Genomic DNA, 21,585 nt, shown 5'->3' with positions numbered 1-21,585 from the left:
ATAAGAGAGAGCAGTGCGAAGTGAAATTGAAAAATCTGTGCTCAATTCAAGGTTAAATCTTGTCTAAAAAAACTTCGGAGAGGACGTTGCCTAGGTTAAAAGGTTATTTCTGCCTTAAAAACTCTTGCATCAATTTTTCTACGACGTGTGGATTCGCCAAGGTGGATAAATCTCCGAATTCCTCAAGTTTTTTCACTTCATTTCCCGCAATTTTACGCAAAATTCGGCGCATGATTTTGCCTGATCGTGTTTTGGGTAATTCAGTGGTAAAATGAATAAAATCAGGTTTGGCGATCGGGCTGATTTCTTTTTTCACTTGCGCAACAAGCTCTGCATATAAATCAGTATAAACTGAGAAATTTTCTTTTAAAATAACATAGGCATAAATACCTTGGCCTTTGAGATCATGCGGAATACCCACCACAGCGGCTTCGGCAATAGCAGTGTGGCTAACAAGAGCACTTTCAATTTCAGCAGTACCTAAACGATGTCCCGATACATTAATCACGTCATCTACTCGGCCAGTGATCCAATAATCTCCATCTTCATCACGACGAGCGCCATCGCCTGTAATATAATAACCGTGATGCAGATAAGTCATGCAATAACGTTGGTGATCACCAGCAATGGTGCGTGCCATTGAAGGCCAAGGGTATTTGATGGCTAAAAAGCCTTCACCTGCACCGTGAACTTCTTGATATTTTTCATCCAACAGTACTGGTACGATGCCAGGAATAGGTTGTCTTGCTGCTCCAGGTTTAATGGCGGGTTCATCTAGTCTTGGGCTAATCATGATAGCGCCAGTTTCTGTTTGCCACCAGGTATCGACAATAGGACATTTACTCTTGCCTACTTTTTGGTAATACCATTGCCATGCTTCTGGATTAATGGGTTCGCCTACAGAGCCAAGTAAGCGTAAGGAATCGCGAGAGCTGGATTCTAAGCACTTATCACCACTATACATGAGCGCCCGAATAGCGGTGGGCGCTGTGTAAAACACATTGACCTTATGTTTATCAATAATTTGCCAATTTCTTGTTGCATCAGGCCACGTAGGCAGACCTTCAAAAATTAAGGTGGTAATGCCGTTACATAAAGACCCATAGATTACATAGCTATGTCCAGTAATCCAACCTACGTCGGCGGTACACCAAAATACTTCATTTTCTTTGCAGGCAAAAACTAATTGATGCGTATAGGCAGTTTGTACTAAATAGCCGCCTGTAGTATGCACTACTCCTTTAGGTTGGCCTGTACTACCAGAGGTATATAATATAAATAAAGGATCCTCTGCATCCATAGGTTCTGGTTTGCATTTGGCACTGACTTTTTGCTTTAACTCGTGCCACCAATGATCTTTATGCGAATCAAAAGTGATTGCTGATCCAGTATTTCTAATAATTAATCTTGATATGTTAAGTCCCTGGCAACTTTCATCAGCTTGCTCTTTTAAAGGCATCAATTTACCGCCACGATAAAAGCTATCAGCAGTAATTAAGCAAACACAATCAGAAGCTATTAATCGTTGCTTTAACGCATGGGCGGAAAAACCTGCGAAAATCACTGTATGAACGGCACCAATTCGAGTGCAGGCAAGCATTGCAATTGCAGCCTCAGGAATCATGGGTAAGTAAATCGCCACTTTATTCCCTTTTTGAACGCCTAACTGTTTGAGGACATTGGCCATCCGACATACTTCTTCATGCAATTGTGCAAAGGTGAGGATTTTATATTCATTGGGATGGTCACTTTCCCAAATAATAGCAGGCTGCTTCGCTTTTTTGGGCAGGTGCCTATCAATACAGTTCGCGCTGACATTTAGTGTTCCACCTTTGAACCAGGTAACATTACCTTGTTGTAAATTGCCTTGTAAAACGCTATTCCACGGTTTTATCCAATCTATGGTTTGTTTGGCAATTTCAGACCAAAACTCAACTAAAGAATCTTCTGTATGGGTTAATTTAGGATGACTCATCTTATATCTCTGTTTTTTGAGCAATCAGTTTAATAATGGCTGAGAAATCAAGCTCACCCAGTCCTTGCTCAATAAAGTGTTGGTACAAGGTTGTCGCTTTAGCACCTAAAGGGGTGGAAACCTCGACTGAATGAGCACAGTCTTGGCTAAGTCGTAAATCTTTAAGCATCATTGCCGCAGCAAAGCCTGGTTTGTATTCATTATTTGCGGGAACTTGTTCTAAAACGCCTGGTACGGGAACATATTTCGTCATTGGCCAGCATTGTCCAGAAGAACTATTGACGATTTCAAATAGTTTTTGTGGTGATAAGTGTAAGTGTTCTGCCAATACAAAGGCTTCTGATACGGCAATCATTGAGATTCCAAGAATCATATTATTGCAGATTTTAGCTGCTTGGCCACTGCCTGCCATTCCGGCGTGAATAATTTTTTGTCCCATCGCTGATAATATGGGTTGAGCTGCTTGAAAGGCTAACTCTTCTCCTCCCACCATAAACGTTAAAGTCCCTGCCGTTGCACCCGTAGTTCCGCCAGAGACAGGGGCATCTACTACCAGAAGGTTTTTTGCTTTTGCCAATTGATGTATTTCTCGTGAACTATTGACATCAATGGTAGAGCAGTCAATAAAAAGAGCTCCATTGCGGGCATGAGCGAATAAGCCATCATGGCTATGGCACACATTGAGTACTTGTTGTCCTGTTTGCAACATAGTGATTAGTACTTCTTTACCTTGAGCGGTTTCTTGTAGCCCTTTTGCAACCAGGCCTCCTGCAGTGGTGAAGTGCTCTAAGGCTGAAGGTTGCACATCATATCCTGTGACTTGATGCCCTGATTTAACTAGGTTAATGGCCATAGGTAATCCCATATGACCTAAACCGATAAATCCAATTTGTGCCATTATCTTCTCCGTATTCAATTCGGACAGTATTTTTTAATCATGTGTTGGCATAATGAAAGCATTTCCTTCAAGTTCATGAATTGGCCATTTGCTGGTCACGGTTTTCTGTTTGGTATAAAAATAGATGCTTTCTTCCCCATGCATATTAATATCCCCAAAACAGGAATGCTTCCAGCCACCAAAAGGATGGCTGGCGATTGGTACAGGAATAGGAATATTGATCCCAACCATACCCACTTGCACACGTTGGCAATATTCACGAGCGTTAAAACCATCACGAGTAAAAATTGCGGTGCCATTACCGTATTGGTGACGGTTGACTAAAGCAAGGGCGTGTTCAAAGTCTTGAACACGAACTACTGCCAACACCGGGCCAAAAATTTCATTTTGATAGACTGACATTTGTTCTGTTACTTCGTCAAATAGACAGGGGCCCATAAAGAAACCTTGTGGATGATGTTGGTGAGTAAATTGGCGGCCATCAATCACCAGTTTGGCTCCCTCATGGACTCCTTGGTTAATTGCTTCTAAAACGCGTTGCTTGTGTGCCGCGCTGATTAGTGGCCCCATATCTGCGCCTGCAACATCACCGGCATCAATTTTCATTGCAGAGATTAAAGGCTTCATTTTCGTAATTAAGGCATCGGCAACCTCATCCCCAACGGCAACGACAACTGAAATTGCCATGCAACGTTCGCCAGCAGATCCATAAGCAGCTCCGACAATTGCTGAAGCTGTTTGATTTAGATCGGCATCTGGCATCACCACACAATGGTTTTTTGCACCACCAAAAGTATGTGCGCGCTTGCCATGGGCGATTGCTGTTGTATAAATGGCTTGTGTTACTGGTGTGGAGGCAACAGCAGTTACTGCCTTAACATCAGGATGAGTGATTAAAAAATCCACAGTTTCTTTGTTTCCTTGCAGGCAATTAGCAACACCATCAGGTAAACCTGCCTCACTTAATAATTCCAATAAACGAATTGGAGCAGAAGGATCTTGCTCGGAAGGTTTTAATATAAAAGTATTCCCACAGGCAATGGCTGGAATCATCATCCATACTGGAACCATAACTGGAAAGTTAAAAGGAGAGATGCCTACAGTCACTCCCAAAGGCTGTCTTTGAGTATAACAATCAATTCCACTAGCTACATCAGCAGAAAAATCGCCTTTAAGTTGGCTAATAATACCACAATGTAATTCTACTACTTCAATTGCACGTGCAATTGAGCCTTTTGCGTCATCAAGTGTTTTTCCATGTTCACGAGTGACAATGCGAGCTAAATCCATTTGGTATTTTTCCATGAGCTCTCGAAATTTAAAAAGAATATGTGCTCTTTTAATTGCAGGGGTTTGTGACCAGGTAATACCTGCTTTCGTAGCAGCCATAATTGCTTTTTCACAGAGAACTTTCGATGCAAAATGTACTTGGCCTACTGTTTCTCCTAAGGCTGGGTTATACACTGGGTGACTAGGGGTATTATTTTCATTAATTGATTGACCACCTAGGTAATGTTGTATTATATAGCCCATCATCAAACTCCCTTTTATGATTTTTATCAATATAAGTTGATCATTGTAATTGTTTCGTGGAACTATTTATACAATAATAGTAGGGGATTTCAGAGGCTTTGCTTAAAAATAATAACTTCTGATGAAATTCTAGGAACTAAAGCAGTTAAGGACATTATCTATGCCAAAAGGAATTATACGTGTACCAGAAGAGCTTTGTTTATCACAAGAGCTAGAGCAATCTTTAAAAACACAATTTCCTGATTATGTTCTGGAGCGCTACTCCTTAAAGCCTGATTATCGGAAAAGTTTTGACAAACGTGTTGATATTTTTCTGCGCGCGTTTAACTACATGCTCAATTCTCTTCCTTATAAACCCAAAGACAATCCTCTTTTCAATGACCGAGACTTATTAAAAGCCTATGCGAAACAATGCAAAACAGAATATAAAATGCAGAATCAAGGCATCGATGAATTAGAAATTGAAGAGAAAATCGAAAAATTACAAACAGAATTACGTCATTTTACTTCTAAATTACATGGGGTAATTAGTCAGATATGGAATGTGCCTACTGATGCAGCTGCCGAATTATTAAATGAGGCAGAGCAATATGAAATTATGTTGGAAGGGCGTAGCGATATCGTTACTCTATCCCCCATTGAGTTAAAAAATGAGGTGCATTACGCAGTACAGTATGATCAAATTCTTCCTCCTCATTACCCTTTAATAATAAATGAATTAAATCAACTCAAAGCGAATAATTATCCAAAAACACCAACGTGGTTTCGTAAGATTAACAAGCCAGAATATCATTACATGCAAGCATTTTTCTGTAACTTGACTCCAAATGTTTCTGATATTAAAAAAGATTTTAATAGTTTTTTGAAGTTGTGGGAGAGTATCACCAAAAAAGCGACTTATTTTCCTAATGATTTAAATACTATTACTGACAAAAAAAATTTATTAAAACCTGCATGGTTTTCGGAGTTGCCACAGCGCTATAAAGAAATGCTCAATATTTTAGCATTAGACTCACCGTCAATAATTAATCAAAAGTTGCACTACTTAAAACAGTTTATTAATGAGCAAAAATTTACATTCCCTCCGCAGAAGCTTGCACAATTTCCGCAGTGGTATTGGGTACTTCCCGAAAACCAACAGTACTATTTAGAGTATGCCCTAAAGAGTAAAAAAACGGTAGAGGAAGCCGTTTCAACTTTATCGAGTCGGCAGCGTATGTTGCCGATGCCAGCAAATTATGGAGCACATCAACTTCTATTGCTATCGCCAGAGGGTACATTTCGCAAGATGTATACAGAAAAAAAACGCTCAAGTCATATCGCAACTCGTGACGGAATTGAACTGATGTGGCCATCATCAGTTTTGCGACGGCATACTCATTCTAACTTATCGAAGGTAATGGAAGATGCAAAGCCTGAGCAAGCTATTTTATTTCAAACTTTAGTTAGCCCTGTTGGCTCCGATTATATACCTCGCCGTTTATCCTCAATTATACCTGATTATGAATTGGATAAAATGGCACGTGCAATTATTGACGAAGGTGTCCTTACTCCACCGCCGATATTCAGAAATAATCCATTAAATATTGCCAAATTATTTCTTTACACAACGATTGATAATCTTGGGGTGAGACAATTCTTGGAGGTTGTTGAATCTTATTACGATAAAGTGGACGGTATAAAGGAATTGGTTGATAATTACAAACGTGTTTTAAATTCAGAATTAGGCACAGCAACCTATAATGAGTACAAGGAGGGTTTGGGTCGAGAATTATTTGTGAGCTCTGTGGAGCAGCTTATTATTTTAAAAATCAATGGTTATTCTTATGGTTCTTGTGTCAGTGGGAAAGATCGCAAAGCTGTTGAATTAATTTATACCGATGCCATGTATCTTTATTATGAAAAATATGGCTCTTGGCCGGAGTTTAATGATTTAGTTTATAATCACCCTCGTCGTGCCGATTTTGTTTCAATTGTTGCAGATCTTTATCTCTCACGCCATCAACATGAACATGCAGGGCAAAATGCTCCTGGTTCTGAAGGCATTAAAACACCTGACAATTATTTTCCCAGAGACATTGCCAATAAGATTAATAAATGTTTATATGGCGAGGAAGCGAGCAAAAGATTACAGGCAGATGCATTGAAAATTGATGATCGCATGGCGACTAATAATGAAGTTCGCAAAATATCAACAGAAGGCGCTCGCCCTATTGCCAAAAGTAATTTGTCTGCAGAAGAAATCTTATCCTGTCGTCTTTTTGCTACTAAATTGGGCAAGGAGCGCTGTGCTAAGCTTTATGATGGTTTATTTCCCTTATTCAGTAAAATGTGTTTATTCTCACGAGAAACTTGGAGCGGATTGTTGTTTACTGTTCAACAAACTCCTCAGGGGATTCAAAATATAAAATCATGGATGGAAGCAAATAATTCCGGTAATAACATCACGCGAATTGCAGGCATCTTTGAGCTGGTACTTGGGCGTCCGGGGCCTAAAGCAGATGCGTCACGTAAAGAAGCTACCAAAGAAGTGTATATGCTACGAGAATTATTACAAGCAGAAAGTAAGAAAATCGACAGCGATGAGTTTATCGATGAGTTTATTAAGGAACGAGTAGCTAAATGGAAGCAATTATTTGACAATGCGAAGCAAGAGCCAGAAATGACGAGTAGTTTAATAAGTTACTCATCCGTGCAAGGATAGTAGTTGCTGCTATTGAGTTTTTATAATTGCTGAGGAAATTATTTTAAATAATATGTTCTAAACCATAAACCAAATGGTTTAGTGCTAATACTTTTTGGCACGCTAAAACGATACCAGGCATATAACAACTTCGATTAATACTGTTATCAATAATGGTGAGTGTTTCACCTACGTTACCAAAAATAACTTCTTGGCGTGCAAGAGTTCCTGGTAAACGTAAGGAATGAATATTGACGTCACCATGGGTGCCTCCACGAACACCAGGAATAAGTTCTTTTAGATTTAATTGATTTTTAGTTTTTTTTCGGGCGGTAGCAATCATCTCTGCAGTTTTTAACGCAGTGCCTGAAGGCGCATCTAATTTCTGCTGATGATGGGTTTCAATAATTTCTACTTCCGAGAAATACTCTGCCGCTTTGGCAGCAAATAACATCATCAGCACTGCACTAATGGAAAAGTTAGGGACGATAATACCCCCTAAATGTTGTGCTTCGCATAATGCGGATAGCTCCTGAATTTGTTCTGGAACCAGCCCTGAAGTGCCAATAACAGGATGAACTCCTTGCTTAATAATCCTCAGGCTATTGTTATAAACAGTATCTGCTCGGGTCAAATCAACAACAATACTTGCGTTGGTATGATGAATCGTTTGGATTAGATTGTCATGTTTGCCTAATCGAGCAACTAACTCAAAATCAGGATGTTGCTCAAGAGTTTTGCTAGCTAGAGAACCCATTTTTCCTTGAGCTCCATTGATGATGACACGTGTTGGCATAATGCTCCTCATGATTCTAGTTCTATGTTGCGGAAGGTGATTTTTTTACTGGGAACGTTTCCTTTGGGGAGGGTAGTGAGTACGCCATGCCCAAATAGTTGCAAAAGGCCAGCCAATAAGGGTTGCTTGCAATGCTAGAGCTATGAAGGCAGCACCAAGATTATCATTGATTAGCATAAGCAGCCAAGGGAAACAGATAGCAAGAAAAGCGATAAATAATCGTTTCATATTCAATTTTGATATCAGTATAACTTAAATTAATTATAGGCTGATTAAGATGCATATTTCTACTTAAGAACACGGTTTTTATTGGAAATGCAAGATCCTGCTTAGAGTGCTTGCAAACAATCATTAAACATTGTACATTGTGCGCTCATTCTTAATGCGGATTACCGTATTATATTCGGATAGCAATCAATTTTTAATCAAGGGTACACTAATGAGAAAACAGGAGCTGCACCCACGCACTGCAGTGATTAATAAATCTCAAAAAATTCAGTCTAAAAAAGCACGAGCAGATGCTTTATTATGGCTTGCAGCAACTTTTCCTGCAGCATTTGATAATTCATTATGCATTCGTCCATTAAAAACAGGGATTATGGACGATATTTTGCAACATGCTGATAAAGCAGTAGAAGCTGGAATTTCTAAAAGTAAATTAAGAGAAGCGGTGGTTTTATTTACACGTCGTCTTGATTATTTGGCATGTTTAAAATTACGCGAACAACGAGTTGACTTATACGGTAATGACGTAGCAGAAGTCAGTGCTGAAGAGGCAGAACATGCTGCGGCTAAAATTAAGAAACGAGTTGAAAAAGGCGTACGCAACGCACGTAAGATGTTGGCTGAAAAAAGCGCAAGTCATCAATTGCCAACAAGCTACACGTCAGGAGTTAATCACCAAGCTAATGCAGCAGATGATTATTTACCTACCTATCCAGTACGTTCCTATGCGGCACAAAATGTCTCTGCCCAACCTGCACGGTCAGCTGCTGTGGTAGTGAAGCATAAAACAACGCGTCAATATGACCCTAATGCTGTAGCACGTTTGAAGGAAAAATTAGGTTTATCACGTGGTCTTGGGGAAAAGAAAGAAACGATTGAGTAAGCTTAGTTATCACTAAATAAGGAATTATTTGGCGCGAATCACTCCAACTTTGTCTTCATAATTGTTTTATTTTCAATAATAGATCACATGAGATACAACAATGTGATCTAGAGAAATTGACGATAAAGGATTTCTTGAATGAGTAAACACTGATGCATAACGTCTATGCTCTATTCAGGAAATCTCTCACTGTACTTGAGATAATGTATCTGTCTGTGCGATTACTATTTCCATGCTGCGCTAATAGATGGTGCTTATGTCTTAAAAACTGTTCATTATCTTCATCTATAATTAAATTACAGCAGTTTTTAGGAGATTTTTATGCCCATATCAGCAAAAGAAAAGGTTAAAGAAGAAAAACCAGAACAACCTACGGAGCCCGAAAAAATTAAATCAGATGGGAAACAGGAAGAGTTGCCTCAAGCATCTTTAGAAGACCTACAAAAAGAACAACAAGAGAAGTATGAAGGCTATAAAGGACTACGGCAACAATTTAACGCAGAAATTACTAAGGGAGCATCGAAGGATCTTATGGATATCGCTAATGCTGCTGAGGCAGCTTATCAGGATGCCCGCGAGAAGATTATCGATCTTTACAGAGTTAAGATTGCAGTAGCTAATAAGGAAGATGATGACGCTAAAAAAAATAAAACATTTGATCCAAACAAGTCTACTCACGCAGCTATTATAGCAGAGAACGATAAGCTCCTCAAAGAACTCGAGCAAATGCGTAGCGAGGACCTTGCAAAAATGCAAGCATGTCTAAAAGATGAAAAACTGAAATTGATATTCGAGAAGAATTTTACAAAGGCTTTGGAGCTTTATGATAAAACCTTTTCGGATGGTAAAGGAAATTACCGGCAAGGTTATACTGCGCCAGAAAGAGTAGGTGCAGGAGCTCAATTTACTTTCCCTAAAAATGACGACAAAGCTCCCATGGATTTCCTGCGTGACTTTGCCAAGCAGAATAATACGGATCTTTACACCGTACGTAATGGACAAGGGCAAGTTATTGCTCAGATAGATAAAGGAGAAGTAAAACTGTTTAATGGTGCCGGTGGTTTTGATCCGCTTACAGAAGGCAGCAAACTTCCAGATAAAGGGATGGACAATGAAGCTTATAAGGAGATGATGACATTAAAAACACAAATAGCGATTGAATCATTACCACCATTATTACCGCCTTCAAATTCACAAACGGATGAGCATGTCAAGGAACAAGCGGTAGCTACTGTCCCCCCTGGCCCTAAGAAAGAAACGAAGGAGCTTACACAGGAGCAAACGCCTGCGCAGGAAGAAGAGAAGGATGAGAATATGAATCTTACTTAACCTTAATAATTTCCATACTGTTGGTACCACCGGTTGTACCAATGGTTCTACCGCGTGTTAACAAAATAAAGCTTTTCTCTTCAATATGCTTGGTTTTTATTAATTCATTTAAAACGCGCTGATTCAACATTTCTGGGGTAAATTGATGATAATCCATATATACTGGAAAGACATTATGCACCAGGCTTAAGCGGCCAATGGTTCTTTTATTAGCAGAGACAGCAATAATCGGTACGGTACTGTGTTGTCTTGAAATCCACACGGCAGTGTCACCTGATTCCGTTAAGGTAATAATTGCCTGGATGGGAAAATGATTGGCCGTATGGATTGTGGCCATGGCAATAGCTTGATCCGCACGTTGATAATGGCAGGCTTCAAGAGCGGTATTATAATAAAAGCGGGCATGTTTTTCTGCGCTTAAGCAAATTTTATTGACCATTGCTAATACTTTAACCGGGTAATGACCACTGGCAGTTTCTGCCGACAGCATGACTGCATCGGTTCCATCCAAAATTGCATTGGCAACATCCGACACTTCTGCTCGTGTTGGCTGTGGGCTGTTAATCATTGATTCCATCATTTGCGTCGCAGTAATAACGACTTTATCCAAACGGCGCGCTTGCCCAATAATATGTTTTTGGATGGCAGGGACTTCTGCGGCTCCCACTTCAACGCCTAAATCACCACGAGCAACCATAATCGCATCTGCTTCCTGAATGATTTCAGTTAAATTCTCTAAGGCTTCAGTGCGTTCGATTTTGGCAATAATCGGTGTTTTTTCAGCGCCATATTCACAAATAATGTCACGCGTATGACGAATGTCGTTGGCATCTTTTACGAACGAGAGGCTGATGTAATCTACTTTGGCATCCAACGCGGTTTGGAGATCACGAATGTCCTTTTCGGTTAAGGTGCGCGCTGCTAAGCCTCCTCCTTTTCTATTTAAGCCTTTAAGATCAGTTAATATCCCGCCTTCAATAACCTTACAATGAACTTTGCTGCCACTGATTTGGGTAACTTCCAACTCAATCAAGCCATCATTAATCAGTAAAAAATCACCAACGGCTAATTCATTAGCCAAATTAGCATAAGCTACAGACACTTGGTGTTCATCACCGAAGAGTTCTGGAGCATGGCAATCCAGGGTAAAATCTTGGCCTTCAACTAAGGTAATGGATTTGTTTTTAAATCGGCCAATTCTTATTTTGGGGCCTTGAAGATCAGCCATGACCCCTAGCGGACGGTTTAATTCCTCCGCAATTTGTCGGACTAAGGAGATTAATTGTTGGGCTGATTTATCCGCATGAGAAAAGTTGATGCGTACCACATCAACTCCAGCAGTCAACATAGCACGTAAGGTTGTAGGATCTTTACAGGCAGGTCCCAGTGTAGCAACTATTTTAGTTTGTCTTTGCATCTTTTGTGCGCTCCTGCAAAATGGCAACGGCTGGTAATGTTTTTCCTTCTAAACATTCCAGAAATGCCCCACCTCCTGTGGATATATAAGAAATTTGCTGATTAAGATCGTAAAGATCAATTGCAGCAAGCGTATCACCACCACCAGCAATTGAAAAAGCATCGCTTTCTGCAATAGCAATTGCTAAGGCTCGTGTTCCATAAGCAAATTGAGCAAACTCAAATACACCCACAGGGCCGTTCCAAATAATCGTTTTAGCATGATTGATAATGTCTACATAATCACTTACCGTGACGGGGCCGATGTCTAAGATCATATCATCGGTAGCCAGATTATTTAAGGATTTGTTATAAGCGGGGCAGGTTTCACTAAAGCTTTTACCTACCACGACATCCGTAGGTAAAGGGATGTGGCAGCCTTTTTCTTCCGCCAGGTTTAGAATTTCACGAGCTTCATCAAGTAAATTTTCTTCATAAAGCGATACGCCAATTTCAAATCCTTGCGCTTTAAGAAAGGTATTGGCAATTCCACCACCTGGAATCAGGTAATCAACCATACCGACTAATTGCCGTAACAAGGTAAGCTTGGAAGAAACTTTAGCACCACCAACAATGGCAACAATTGGCTTTTGTGGTGCTTCTAATACTTTTTCTAAGGCGTTAAGTTCTTTTATTAATAAGGGGCCGGCACCGGCAATTGGCGCAAATTGAGCAACTCCATAGGTGGATGCTTGTGCTCGGTGTGCAGTACCAAAGGCGTCCATAATAAAAATGTCACAAAGCCCAGCAAGTTTTTTTGCCAGCTCTTTGTCATTATTTTTTTCGCCAGGATTAAACCGTACGTTTTCACAAACAACTAACTCACCTGGTTTTACATCAATCCCATTAAGGTAGTCAGTTACAAAGTGCACCGGGTAATTTAAGTGTTCCGTTAAATACTCTGCTACCGGTTGTAAGGAAAAACGTTTGTCAAATTTTCCTTCTTCAGGACGACCAAGATGAGATAATACCATCACCGCCGCATTGGCTGCCAAAGCAGATTCTAAAGTTGGCAAAGCAGCCTGCAAGCGTTGATCACTGGTAATAATTCCTTCTTTAATGGGTACATTCAAATCTTCACGAATTAGTACTCTCTTGCCAGAAAGGTCTACGTCGCTCATTTGTATCAGATTCATCGTTATCTCCGCATGAGGCTTTTAGCAATTCATCATCTGCTGGGCTGTATCTAACATACGGTTAGAAAAGCCCCACTCATTATCGTACCAGGCAACTACTTTCACTAATTTACCAAATACTTTCGTTTGTGTTGTGTCAAAAGTAGCTGACGCAGGAGTATGATTGAAATCAGAAGATACTAAAGGCTCTTCATTGATTTGTAAAATAGAGCTTTGGGCTTGACGTACGATATTGTTTACTTCTTCTACAGTTGTTTCGCGGCCGGCAGTAAAGGTTAAATCAATAACTGATACATTTATGACTGGAACACGCATAGCAAAACCATCAAGTTTTCCAGCCAATTCAGGTAATACTAAACCCACAGCAGCTGCTGCACCTGTTTTGGTAGGAATAATATTTTGTGCTGCTGCACGTGCCCGGTGCAAGTCTTTATGGCTGGCATCCAATAGCATTTGATCATTGGTATAGGCATGAACTGTATTTAATAAACCTGCTTCAATGCCAAGCACATCATTTAATGGTTTTACCACTGATGCAAGGCAGTTGGTCGTGCAAGAAGCATTCGAAACAATCAGATCAGATGCTTTTAATTGCTCATGATTAACGCCATAAACGATGGTTGCATCCACATTTTTTCCTGGGGCAGAAATTAAGACTTTTTTAGCGCCTGCGCTAATATGCTGCATTGCTGCCGAACCTTCGGTAAAGTATCCTGTGCATTCGAAGACTACATCAACATTTAATTCGTTCCAGGGCAAATTAGCCGGATTGTGCTCAGAGATCACTTTAATGGCATGACCATCAATAATAAGCATATTGCCTTCGGCAGATACTGCAGCTGGGAAGCGGCCGTGTGTTGTATCATAGCGAGTGAGATGTTTGGTGACCTCCATCCCTGATAGATCATTGATCGCAACGACTTCGAATTCATTTTGTCTGTTGTATTCAAAAATAGATCTTAAAATACAACGACCAATGCGGCCGTAGCCGTTAATCGCAACATGTATTGTCATACTACTTCTCCAAATTTAGGTGCTCTACTGCCTTTGAGTACAGTGGCGGTTAACACTATTTATTTACAGTTAATTGTTCTAAAGTTTCTATAATCCGTTCGACAGTAATGCCTAGATAGTCATAAGCTTGGGCTGCAGGGGCAGAGACGCCGAAGCGATCCACACCAATTACTGCACCATTGAGGCCAACAAATTGATACCAATAGGCAGAGCTGGCTGCTTCGACTGCAATGCGGGTTTGAATGTTTTTTGGTAAAACGTGGTTTTTATAGCTTTGCTCTTGCTCCAAAAAACGCTCAGCACAAGGCATGGAGACTACTCTTAATTGTAGGCCTTTTAGTTTCATTTGCTCTGCTGCGGCAATGGCCAATTGGACTTCAGAACCAGTTGCGATTAAGATAGCATCAAGAGTCTCATTGCAATCCATAATAATATAACCCCCTTTCTTAATTAACTCTACAGCATCTTGGCCATGAGGTAATGGAGGTAAATTTTGTCGTGACAACAGTAAAGAGGTTGGCCCATGATGACGTTCCAAGGCTTGTTGCCAAGCCACGGCCGTTTCCATTAAATCGGCAGGCCGCCATACGTTCATGTCAGGAGTCATGCGTAACATAGAAGCATGCTCAACGGGCTGATGCGTTGGACCGTCCTCCCCTAAGCCAATTGAATCATGAGTAAACACGTAAATGACGCGTTGTTTCATTAAGGCACTTAGGCGTATCGCATTCCGTGCATAGTCAGCAAAAACCAGAAATGTTCCACCATAAGGAATAAAACCACCGTGTACAGCCATACCATTCATAATCGCGGTCATACCAAATTCACGTACGCCATAGTATAAATAGTTACCTGAAAAATCTTCATGAGTAATTGTTTTACTTCCAGACCAATCGGTATTGTTAGAACTTGTTAAGTCAGCAGAACCTCCTAACATTTCGGGTAATAAAGCGGCAAAATGCTCGATGCATTGTTGTGATGCTTTGCGGGTTGCAATGGGTTTCTGATTATGGATACGGCACTGTTCTAAAAATGCGGCACTATGGCTTTGCCAGTCATCAGGTAAGTCACCATTAATACGCCGTAAAAACTCGGCAGCTTTGATTGGATGGCGTTGTTGATAGGTATGTAAATCGGCAAGCCATTGTTGCTCATCGCGTTCGCCTTGTTCTGCATGATTCCATTGTTGATAGATATGATCGGGAATTACAAAAGGAGCATAGGACCAATTGAAAAATTTGCGAACGTTTTCGATGTCTTTAGCTCCTAATGCTGCGCCGTGAGATTTCTCACTACCAGCAACGGAAGAACCAAGTCCAATGATGGTTTTACAGATAATCATTGTTGGTTGGCTGGTATTGGCTTGAGCAGTGACAATGGCTTGTTCAATCGCATCCATATTATGACCATCGATGGTGTCAATCACTTGCCAATTATATGCTTTAAAACGTGCTGCGGTATCGTCAGTAAACCAAGAGTCAATCTTACCATCAATGGAGATGCCATTGCTGTCATAAAACACAATTAATTTGCCTAGACCTAATGTTCCCGCTAGAGAGCAAGCTTCATGAGAAATTCCTTCCATCAGGCAGCCATCACCAACAAAGACATAGGTAGAATGGTCAACAAGTTGGCAATCTGGGGTATTATAATGGTTAGCCAATATGCGTTCAGCTATAGCCATTCCCACAGCATTGGCCAAACCTTGGCCTAAAGGACCTGTTGTGGTCTCCACGCCGGAAGTATGGCCGTATTCTGGATGTCCTGGGGTTTGGGAATTTAGTTGGCGAAAATTTCTTAACTCATCAATTGAGAGTTTGTAACCAGTAAGATGCAATAAGGAATAAAGAAGCATAGAACCATGCCCATTGGAAAGTACGAAACGATCGCGGTTAAACCAATGAGGATTTTTAGGATTGTATTTTAAAAATTTCTTCCACAGTACTGTTGCAATATCGGCCATACCTAAAGGCATTCCGGGGTGGCCTGACTGTGCTTGCTCTACTGCATCGATGCTTAAAATGCGAATGGCATTCGCTAATTCGGTTAAACGGTTCATGCGTTCTCTAATGTGCTCTTTATCGGGTGAGTTATTGTCGCTCAGAAGACAGTAATCAGCAAGAAAAGGGACTCATTTAAATGAAAAAGAATAGTTTCATTAAGTATAATAATTGATACATAAGATTTCATTATGCTATAAATGATTATTTTTAATTCATTAAATGCCTAGTGGTCATAAATAAAATTTACTTTCTTGTTTGCTTTTTGTTAATATGATGCTTAATTTTTACCATTCATCTTATTTGTGAACAAGATGATAATGTATTAAATTTGATATCCAATTTCTTTAGGACATCATGAACTTAACTCTTCAGCGCTTACAACACAATTTTTTTCATGGTCAGCCCATTGAATTTGATGAGCATAATCTATTAAATAAATCCCTTCCAGAACGCATCAATGAGCTTTATCCAACAGCGAAAAAGCAAATTTATTGCAATATTGTTAAGTCACATGTTGTTTTGAATATAGAATACAGTCTTCTGGGGCAGCAAATTCGCACAAATTTGCTAAGACCTGGAGCCGCCATATTAGCAGATCAACTCTTTGAAACACAAAAAATAGTAGAGCAATTGACTTCTGCTATTTTGTTTGCTGAATTATTAGAGGAAGTTTATCTCCATTATTTGGATGTACCACGAGAAGTTAAGCGTTTACGTGCTCAACAAATACTGTATCGCAAAATCTTAAAGCATTTATGTCCTGAGCTTCCAGAGCCTGTAGAGAAAGAAAAAGTTAATGTTGGGATTTCTTTTACACAAGAAGTTCGCATACGCACGATTAATATCAATCTCTATCGCTTGTTGTTTGTGCGTTCCAAGCGTTTGTTGGATTTACTCGCGGCGCTTAATGGTAGTACTACTTGGTATCGTAATATTATTGCTCATCTTGATAAACATATAGATCCTTTTCTTCCGCATCTTGCTTGTTTTTTTTATGTTCCTCGCCTTACTGTAAATCTATTGCTATTAATGAAGCATATTATTCCTTGGTCATGGATGAGTAAACATGAAAGAGAGATGGGATTTGTTGTTCGTTTGCGAGGGCAATTACTTCGTCGTTGGTTTGAAATCGGTAACGATTTAGCATGGGTAATCGTTGGAGCTCTTAATAGTTATGTTCTCACCGGAGCTTCGGTACCGTTTGCTATTTTCATAGCATTTTTTGGCTTTGATGTTGTAATGGCGGTGGGTCGAGCATACATAGAATTAAATCGGTTATATCAGTTGCGCAAAGAACATAAGCAAATGGTCACCGTAGAAAATAAAGAAGATGCAAATCAGCTTATTGACTTACTTGATGATCAAATTAAATTCGAAACCTTACGTTTTGGTTCGCATGTGATGACGACATCCCTAATTTTTCTGGCAATGTGTACTTCTGCACCTAGATTTGCGGCTAATTTGATGATTCCTTTAGGGGGTGCTGCTTGTTTGGTACTAATTTGTTTTATTAATTTTGCTTTAGTACCTATTCTTCAGCATTATCGTCCGCAAGATATAGTTCCAGTTCCTAAAGAAGGCATTACAAAATTACCTTTTTTTGCGAAGAAAAAAGCACCTGTAGAGTCTAATAGTGAACCCTTTGATGTTGAAAATCGTGAAGACAACCCTTCTTCGAGAACTTGTTGTCTTTTTTAAATTTAAGGTAGAGCTCGTAGCAATTGAATGCTATGCTTTTGTATCTTTTAGATCAATTTTGCAGGTACAACATGTCAGCACCAGTTGGGTTACCCCAATTTAGCCATATTGATGTCACAAGATTTCAAACACATCTTGAAAGGATGTTGAAAAGCCATTTAGAGCAAATTGATCATTTGCTTAAAGAGAATCACCACTACACCTGGGATAACTTAATGTATCCTCTTGAAGATCTCAGTGATGAGCTAGAACGCTTTTGGTCTCCCATGTCCCATTTACATTCAGTAATGGATTCTCCGGTATTACGCAAATGCTACGATGCTTGTTTGCCTAAGCTATCAGCCTATGAATCAACAATTGGCCATAATCGCCAGTTGTATGAGGCCATTAAATCAATCGATACTCATACTTTAGACTCGGTGCAGAAAAAAATCATTGCGGATAATTTGCGCGATTTTGAATTATCAGGTGTGGCTTTAGATGAAAAAGACAAGAAACGTTTTGAAGAAATTCAAACACGTTTGGATGAGTTAGGTAATCAGTTTGAGCATAATATTCTTGATGCAGCTCAAGCATTTACTATTCATATTACGGATCTTAAGCGTGTAGCGGGGATTCCAGAACATGCCTTAAATACCGCACAAGAAGTAGCTAAAGAAAAAGGGTTAACAGGATACGTGTTTACTCTAGAGTATCCCAGTTATCAAGCAATCATAACTTATGCTGATGATCGAGCCTTACGCGAAGAAATATATCATGCGTATGCTACAAGAGCCTCTGACGAAGGGCCTAATGCAGGTACTTTTGATAACTCACCTATAATGGATGAAATGCTTTTTTTGCGCCATGAAAAAGCCAAGCTTCTCGGTTTTAATAATTATGCTGAACTTTCTTTAGCAACTAAGATGGCTGATTCAACGACACAAGTCATGGAGTTTATGAATGACTTGGCAAGGCGTGCTCATCATCAAGCAGAAGGGGAGTTTGCTCAATTAGAACAATTTGCTGCAGATAAATGGGGTATTGATCCAATTAAACCCTGGGATATGGCTTATTTATCGGAAAAAAGAAGGCTGGATTTATTTGCTCTGTCCCAAGAGGACTTACGTCCTTATTTTCCACAAACTAAAGTAATGCAGGGATTATTTGCTCTGGTAAACGCTTTATATGGCATGACCATCGAAGAAATTAAAGGAGCTGATGTCTGGCATAAAGATGTCCAATGCTATTGTGTAGTGGATGAACATAATGAAGTACGCGGTTATGTTTACACTGATTTATTTGCTCGTCCCAATAAGCACAGTGGTGCCTGGATGGATTCCTTACAAAGCCGTAGAGCATTGGAGGATGGTACTGTGCAATTGCCTATAGCCACACTCACCTGTAATTTTGCCAAGGCTTCAGGAAATAAACCGGCAATGCTGTCTCATGATGAAGTAACCACATTATTCCATGAGTTTGGCCATTGTTTGCATCATATTTTAACAAAAGTAGATTATCTTGGCGCTTCCGGTATTAATGGCGTAGAGTGGGATGCTGTTGAATTACCAAGTCAATTTTTTGAGAATTGGTGCTGGGAAAAGAGTGCACTAGCGGTATTAACCGCTCATATTGATACTCAAAAAGCTTTACCAGATTCTTTGTACAAGCGCCTAATTGCTGCAAAGAATTTTCAATCGGCGATGGCAATGCTAAGACAAATGGAGTTTTCTATTTTTGATTTTCGCATTCATCAAGAATACAAAAAAAATAAGAAAACTTTGGTTAGCGATATTCTTGCTGATGTCCGTGCAAAAACCAGTGTGGCTCCCATTGTTCCTTATAATCGCTTCCAACATAGTTTCAGCCATATATTTGGTGGTGGTTATGCTGCAGGCTATTACAGTTACAGCTGGGCTGAAGTTTTATCTAGTGATGCCTTCTCACGATTTGAAGAAGAAGGCGTACTTAACTCCAAAACTGGACATGACTTTCTACATTGCATTTTGGAGGTAGGTGGGTCTCAAAAAGCAGCTGACGCGTATAAAAAATTCCGTGGCCGCCCAGCGAATATAGATGCTTTATTACGTCATAATGGCATCCAAGACGCTCAATGAAGTGCTGAAACCAGGCGGCGGTATCACCTTGTAAATTAACTGCAAAAAAATTGCTTAATGCAAATTATTTTATGTTATAATTAAAGTGTACAGATTGGGGGCGACCTGGCTTCGACGTGGGTTGCAAAACCGGAAGTGCATGCCGAGAAAGAGATCTCTCGTAAATCAGACTCACTAAATATAAATGCAAACGATACAAACTTTGCTGGTCAAGAAGACGTTGCTATAGCTGCCTAATAATCAGTTATACTTGATCCTTGATCAATCGTGTACTGGCCATAAACCCAGTATCCCGTTGACCGAGCCCGCTTATCGGTATCGAATCAACGGTCATAAGAGATAAGCTAGTGTTTTAGTTAATCCCGAATTAAGATACGAAACTCAGGGAATCGCTGTGTACCATCCTGCCTGTCGGAGAGTCCACAGTTAAATTAAATGGCAAGGCTACGCATGTAGAGCTGAAGGCAGAGGATTTGCGGACGCGGGTTCGATTCCCGCCGCCTCCACCAATTAACCATCCAAGAACATTCCATAACATCTTACAGGCCTTGATCTGAAAGGCTTTATGCCTTAATCTCCATCCCATAACGTCTTATAAGTACCCCCAAAATCCAATCCCATGTTGGGGTATATCTGGGGGTACTTCGACAAGTTGTGAAGGAGATACCCCCAATGGCATTAACTGACGCCAAAGCACGTACTGCCAAAGCCAAAGAAAAACCTTATAAACTTTCTGATGAAAAAGGTTTGTTTCTTTATGTAACCACCAATGGTAGCAAATACTGGCGACTTAAATACCGCTTTCAAGGTAAAGAGAAATTATTGGCCCTAGGTGTTTACCCAGATGTTTCCACTGCCTTAGCTCATGAACGCCGTGATGATGCCCGTAAATTATTAGCGATGGATATTGATCCTGGCGAGCATAAAAAGGTAATGAAAACGGCCGCGGCTGATCGTGCCGCTAATAGTTTCGAGCTGGTAGCACGCGAATGGTTTGTCAAACACAAACCCAACTGGGTCAATAGCCACGCTGATAAAATCATACAACGTCTTGAGCGTGACATCTTTCCTTGGATAGGAGATAAACCAATTTCAGAAATAACTCCCCCTTTATTACTTAATACGATTAGACGTATTGAAGACAGAGGCGCATTAGACACAGCACATAGGGCAATGGGAAATTGCAGCCAAGTGTTTCGATATGCTATCGCCACTGGTAGAGCAGAGCGTGATCCCTCTCAAGATTTACGAGGCGCTTTGCCACCGGTTAAACCCAAACATTTTGCGGCTCAAACTGATCCTAAATCCTTTGGTGAAATCCTTAGAGTTATTAATGACTATCAAGGTTCTCTGATAGTTATGTGTGCGTTAAGGCTTGCCCCATTGGTATTTGTCAGACCTGGTGAGCTACGTCATGCCAAGTGGGATGATATTGATTTTGAAAAGTCAGAATGGTGTTACACAGTTTCAAAAACAAATACACCTCATATTGTACCCCTGTCTACGCAAGCAATTACCATCTTAGAAGAACTACAACCTCTGACTGGCTCAGCACCATTTGTCTTTCCTTCGGCTCGAAGTAACCAAAGGCCAATGAGTGACAACGCAATTTTAGCCGCCTTAAGGCGCATGGGGATAGATAAAGATCAAGCATCCGGTCATGGTTTTAGAGCGACGGCGAAAACGCTGCTTGATGAAATCCTAGGGTTCCGACCAGACATCATAGAGCATCAATTAGCCCATGCTGTACGTGATCCCAATGGTAGAGCATATAACCGCACCAAACACTTAGCCGAGCGTAAAAAGATGATGCAAGAGTGGGCGGATTATTTAGATGAATTGAGCGCCTGAGGAGTTAGAA

At 40.3% G+C, this 21,585-nt stretch carries 14 protein-coding genes and 1 other RNA gene; 7 read left to right on the top strand and 8 right to left on the bottom strand.

Translation table 11 applies throughout. The features are described from left to right. Positions 1-103: 103 nt before the first annotated feature. The 3 genes from acs to QM652_RS02945 are packed head-to-tail and all read right to left on the bottom strand — an operon-like array spanning position 104 to position 4,406. Positions 104-1,975 carry an acetate--CoA ligase gene (gene acs, locus QM652_RS02955; protein WP_415072715.1) on the bottom strand — a complete coding sequence of 624 codons (1,872 nt, stop codon included), beginning with the start codon at positions 1,973-1,975 and terminating at the stop codon, positions 104-106. 1 nt (position 1,976) lies between these two features. Continuing rightward, the gene (gene mmsB / locus QM652_RS02950; protein ID WP_415072713.1) at positions 1,977-2,873 is read right to left on the bottom strand and encodes a 3-hydroxyisobutyrate dehydrogenase; all 897 of its coding nucleotides are present in this window, start codon (positions 2,871-2,873) and stop codon (positions 1,977-1,979) included. A 33-nt stretch (positions 2,874-2,906) separates the two neighbouring features. Next, the gene (locus QM652_RS02945) at positions 2,907-4,406 is read right to left on the bottom strand and encodes a CoA-acylating methylmalonate-semialdehyde dehydrogenase (RefSeq protein WP_415072783.1); all 1,500 of its coding nucleotides are present in this window, start codon (positions 4,404-4,406) and stop codon (positions 2,907-2,909) included. Between the two features lie 160 nt (positions 4,407-4,566). Between QM652_RS02945 and QM652_RS02940 the strand changes: the two genes are divergently transcribed. Further along, on the top strand, positions 4,567-7,110 hold the full coding sequence (locus QM652_RS02940) for an oxidoreductase (protein ID WP_415072711.1): 2,544 nt from the start codon (positions 4,567-4,569) through the stop codon (positions 7,108-7,110). 43 nt (positions 7,111-7,153) lie between these two features. On the opposite strand, the gene dapB is transcribed toward QM652_RS02940, so the two are convergent. Then, on the bottom strand, positions 7,154-7,885 hold the full coding sequence (dapB, locus tag QM652_RS02935; RefSeq protein WP_415072709.1) for a 4-hydroxy-tetrahydrodipicolinate reductase: 732 nt from the start codon (positions 7,883-7,885) through the stop codon (positions 7,154-7,156). Positions 7,886-8,324: 439 nt separating this feature from the next. Here dapB and QM652_RS02930 point away from each other — a divergent pair, with 439 nt between their 5' ends. Both QM652_RS02930 and QM652_RS02925 read left to right on the top strand, forming a co-directional pair. After that, a complete protein-coding gene (locus tag QM652_RS02930; protein ID WP_415072707.1) occupies positions 8,325-8,993 on the top strand; it encodes a ProQ/FinO family protein in 669 nt (222 codons plus the stop codon). Positions 8,994-9,314: 321 nt separating this feature from the next. Continuing rightward, a complete protein-coding gene (locus tag QM652_RS02925) occupies positions 9,315-10,322 on the top strand; it encodes a hypothetical protein (protein WP_415072705.1) in 1,008 nt (335 codons plus the stop codon). On the opposite strand, the gene pyk is transcribed toward QM652_RS02925, so the two are convergent. Genes pyk through tkt form a run of 4 tightly spaced genes read right to left on the bottom strand, consistent with a single transcriptional unit; the run spans position 10,315 to position 15,986 of the window. Continuing rightward, complete coding sequence (gene pyk / locus QM652_RS02920; RefSeq protein WP_415072703.1) at positions 10,315-11,739, bottom strand: pyruvate kinase; 1,425 nt, start codon at positions 11,737-11,739, stop codon at positions 10,315-10,317. The genes QM652_RS02925 and pyk overlap by 8 nt on opposite strands. After that, a complete protein-coding gene (locus tag QM652_RS02915) occupies positions 11,723-12,913 on the bottom strand; it encodes a phosphoglycerate kinase (protein ID WP_415072702.1) in 1,191 nt (396 codons plus the stop codon). Before QM652_RS02915 ends, pyk begins: the two co-directional genes overlap by 17 nt. Before the next feature lie 21 nt (positions 12,914-12,934). Then, positions 12,935-13,927 carry a type I glyceraldehyde-3-phosphate dehydrogenase gene (gap, locus tag QM652_RS02910; RefSeq protein WP_415072701.1) on the bottom strand — a complete coding sequence of 331 codons (993 nt, stop codon included), beginning with the start codon at positions 13,925-13,927 and terminating at the stop codon, positions 12,935-12,937. Positions 13,928-13,982: 55 nt separating this feature from the next. Continuing rightward, complete coding sequence (gene tkt / locus QM652_RS02905) at positions 13,983-15,986, bottom strand: transketolase (RefSeq protein WP_415072700.1); 2,004 nt, start codon at positions 15,984-15,986, stop codon at positions 13,983-13,985. A gap of 298 nt (positions 15,987-16,284) precedes the next feature. Between tkt and QM652_RS02900 the strand changes: the two genes are divergently transcribed. From QM652_RS02900 to QM652_RS02885, 4 genes are all read left to right on the top strand, one after another. After that, positions 16,285-17,628, top strand: a complete 1,344-nt coding sequence (locus QM652_RS02900) for a hypothetical protein (protein WP_415072699.1) — start codon at positions 16,285-16,287, stop codon at positions 17,626-17,628. A 71-nt stretch (positions 17,629-17,699) separates the two neighbouring features. Further along, complete coding sequence (locus tag QM652_RS02895) at positions 17,700-19,724, top strand: M3 family metallopeptidase (protein ID WP_415072698.1); 2,025 nt, start codon at positions 17,700-17,702, stop codon at positions 19,722-19,724. Positions 19,725-19,820: 96 nt separating this feature from the next. After that, positions 19,821-20,233, top strand: a transfer-messenger RNA (tmRNA) gene (ssrA, locus tag QM652_RS02890). A gap of 163 nt (positions 20,234-20,396) precedes the next feature. Beyond that, a complete protein-coding gene (locus tag QM652_RS02885; protein WP_415072697.1) occupies positions 20,397-21,575 on the top strand; it encodes a tyrosine-type recombinase/integrase in 1,179 nt (392 codons plus the stop codon). Positions 21,576-21,585: the final 10 nt, after the last annotated feature.

It is taken from the genome of Legionella sp. (genome assembly GCF_047605385.1).
Classification (GTDB): domain Bacteria; phylum Pseudomonadota; class Gammaproteobacteria; order Legionellales; family Legionellaceae; genus Legionella.
This window is presented reverse-complemented; position numbering and strand designations above follow the sequence as displayed.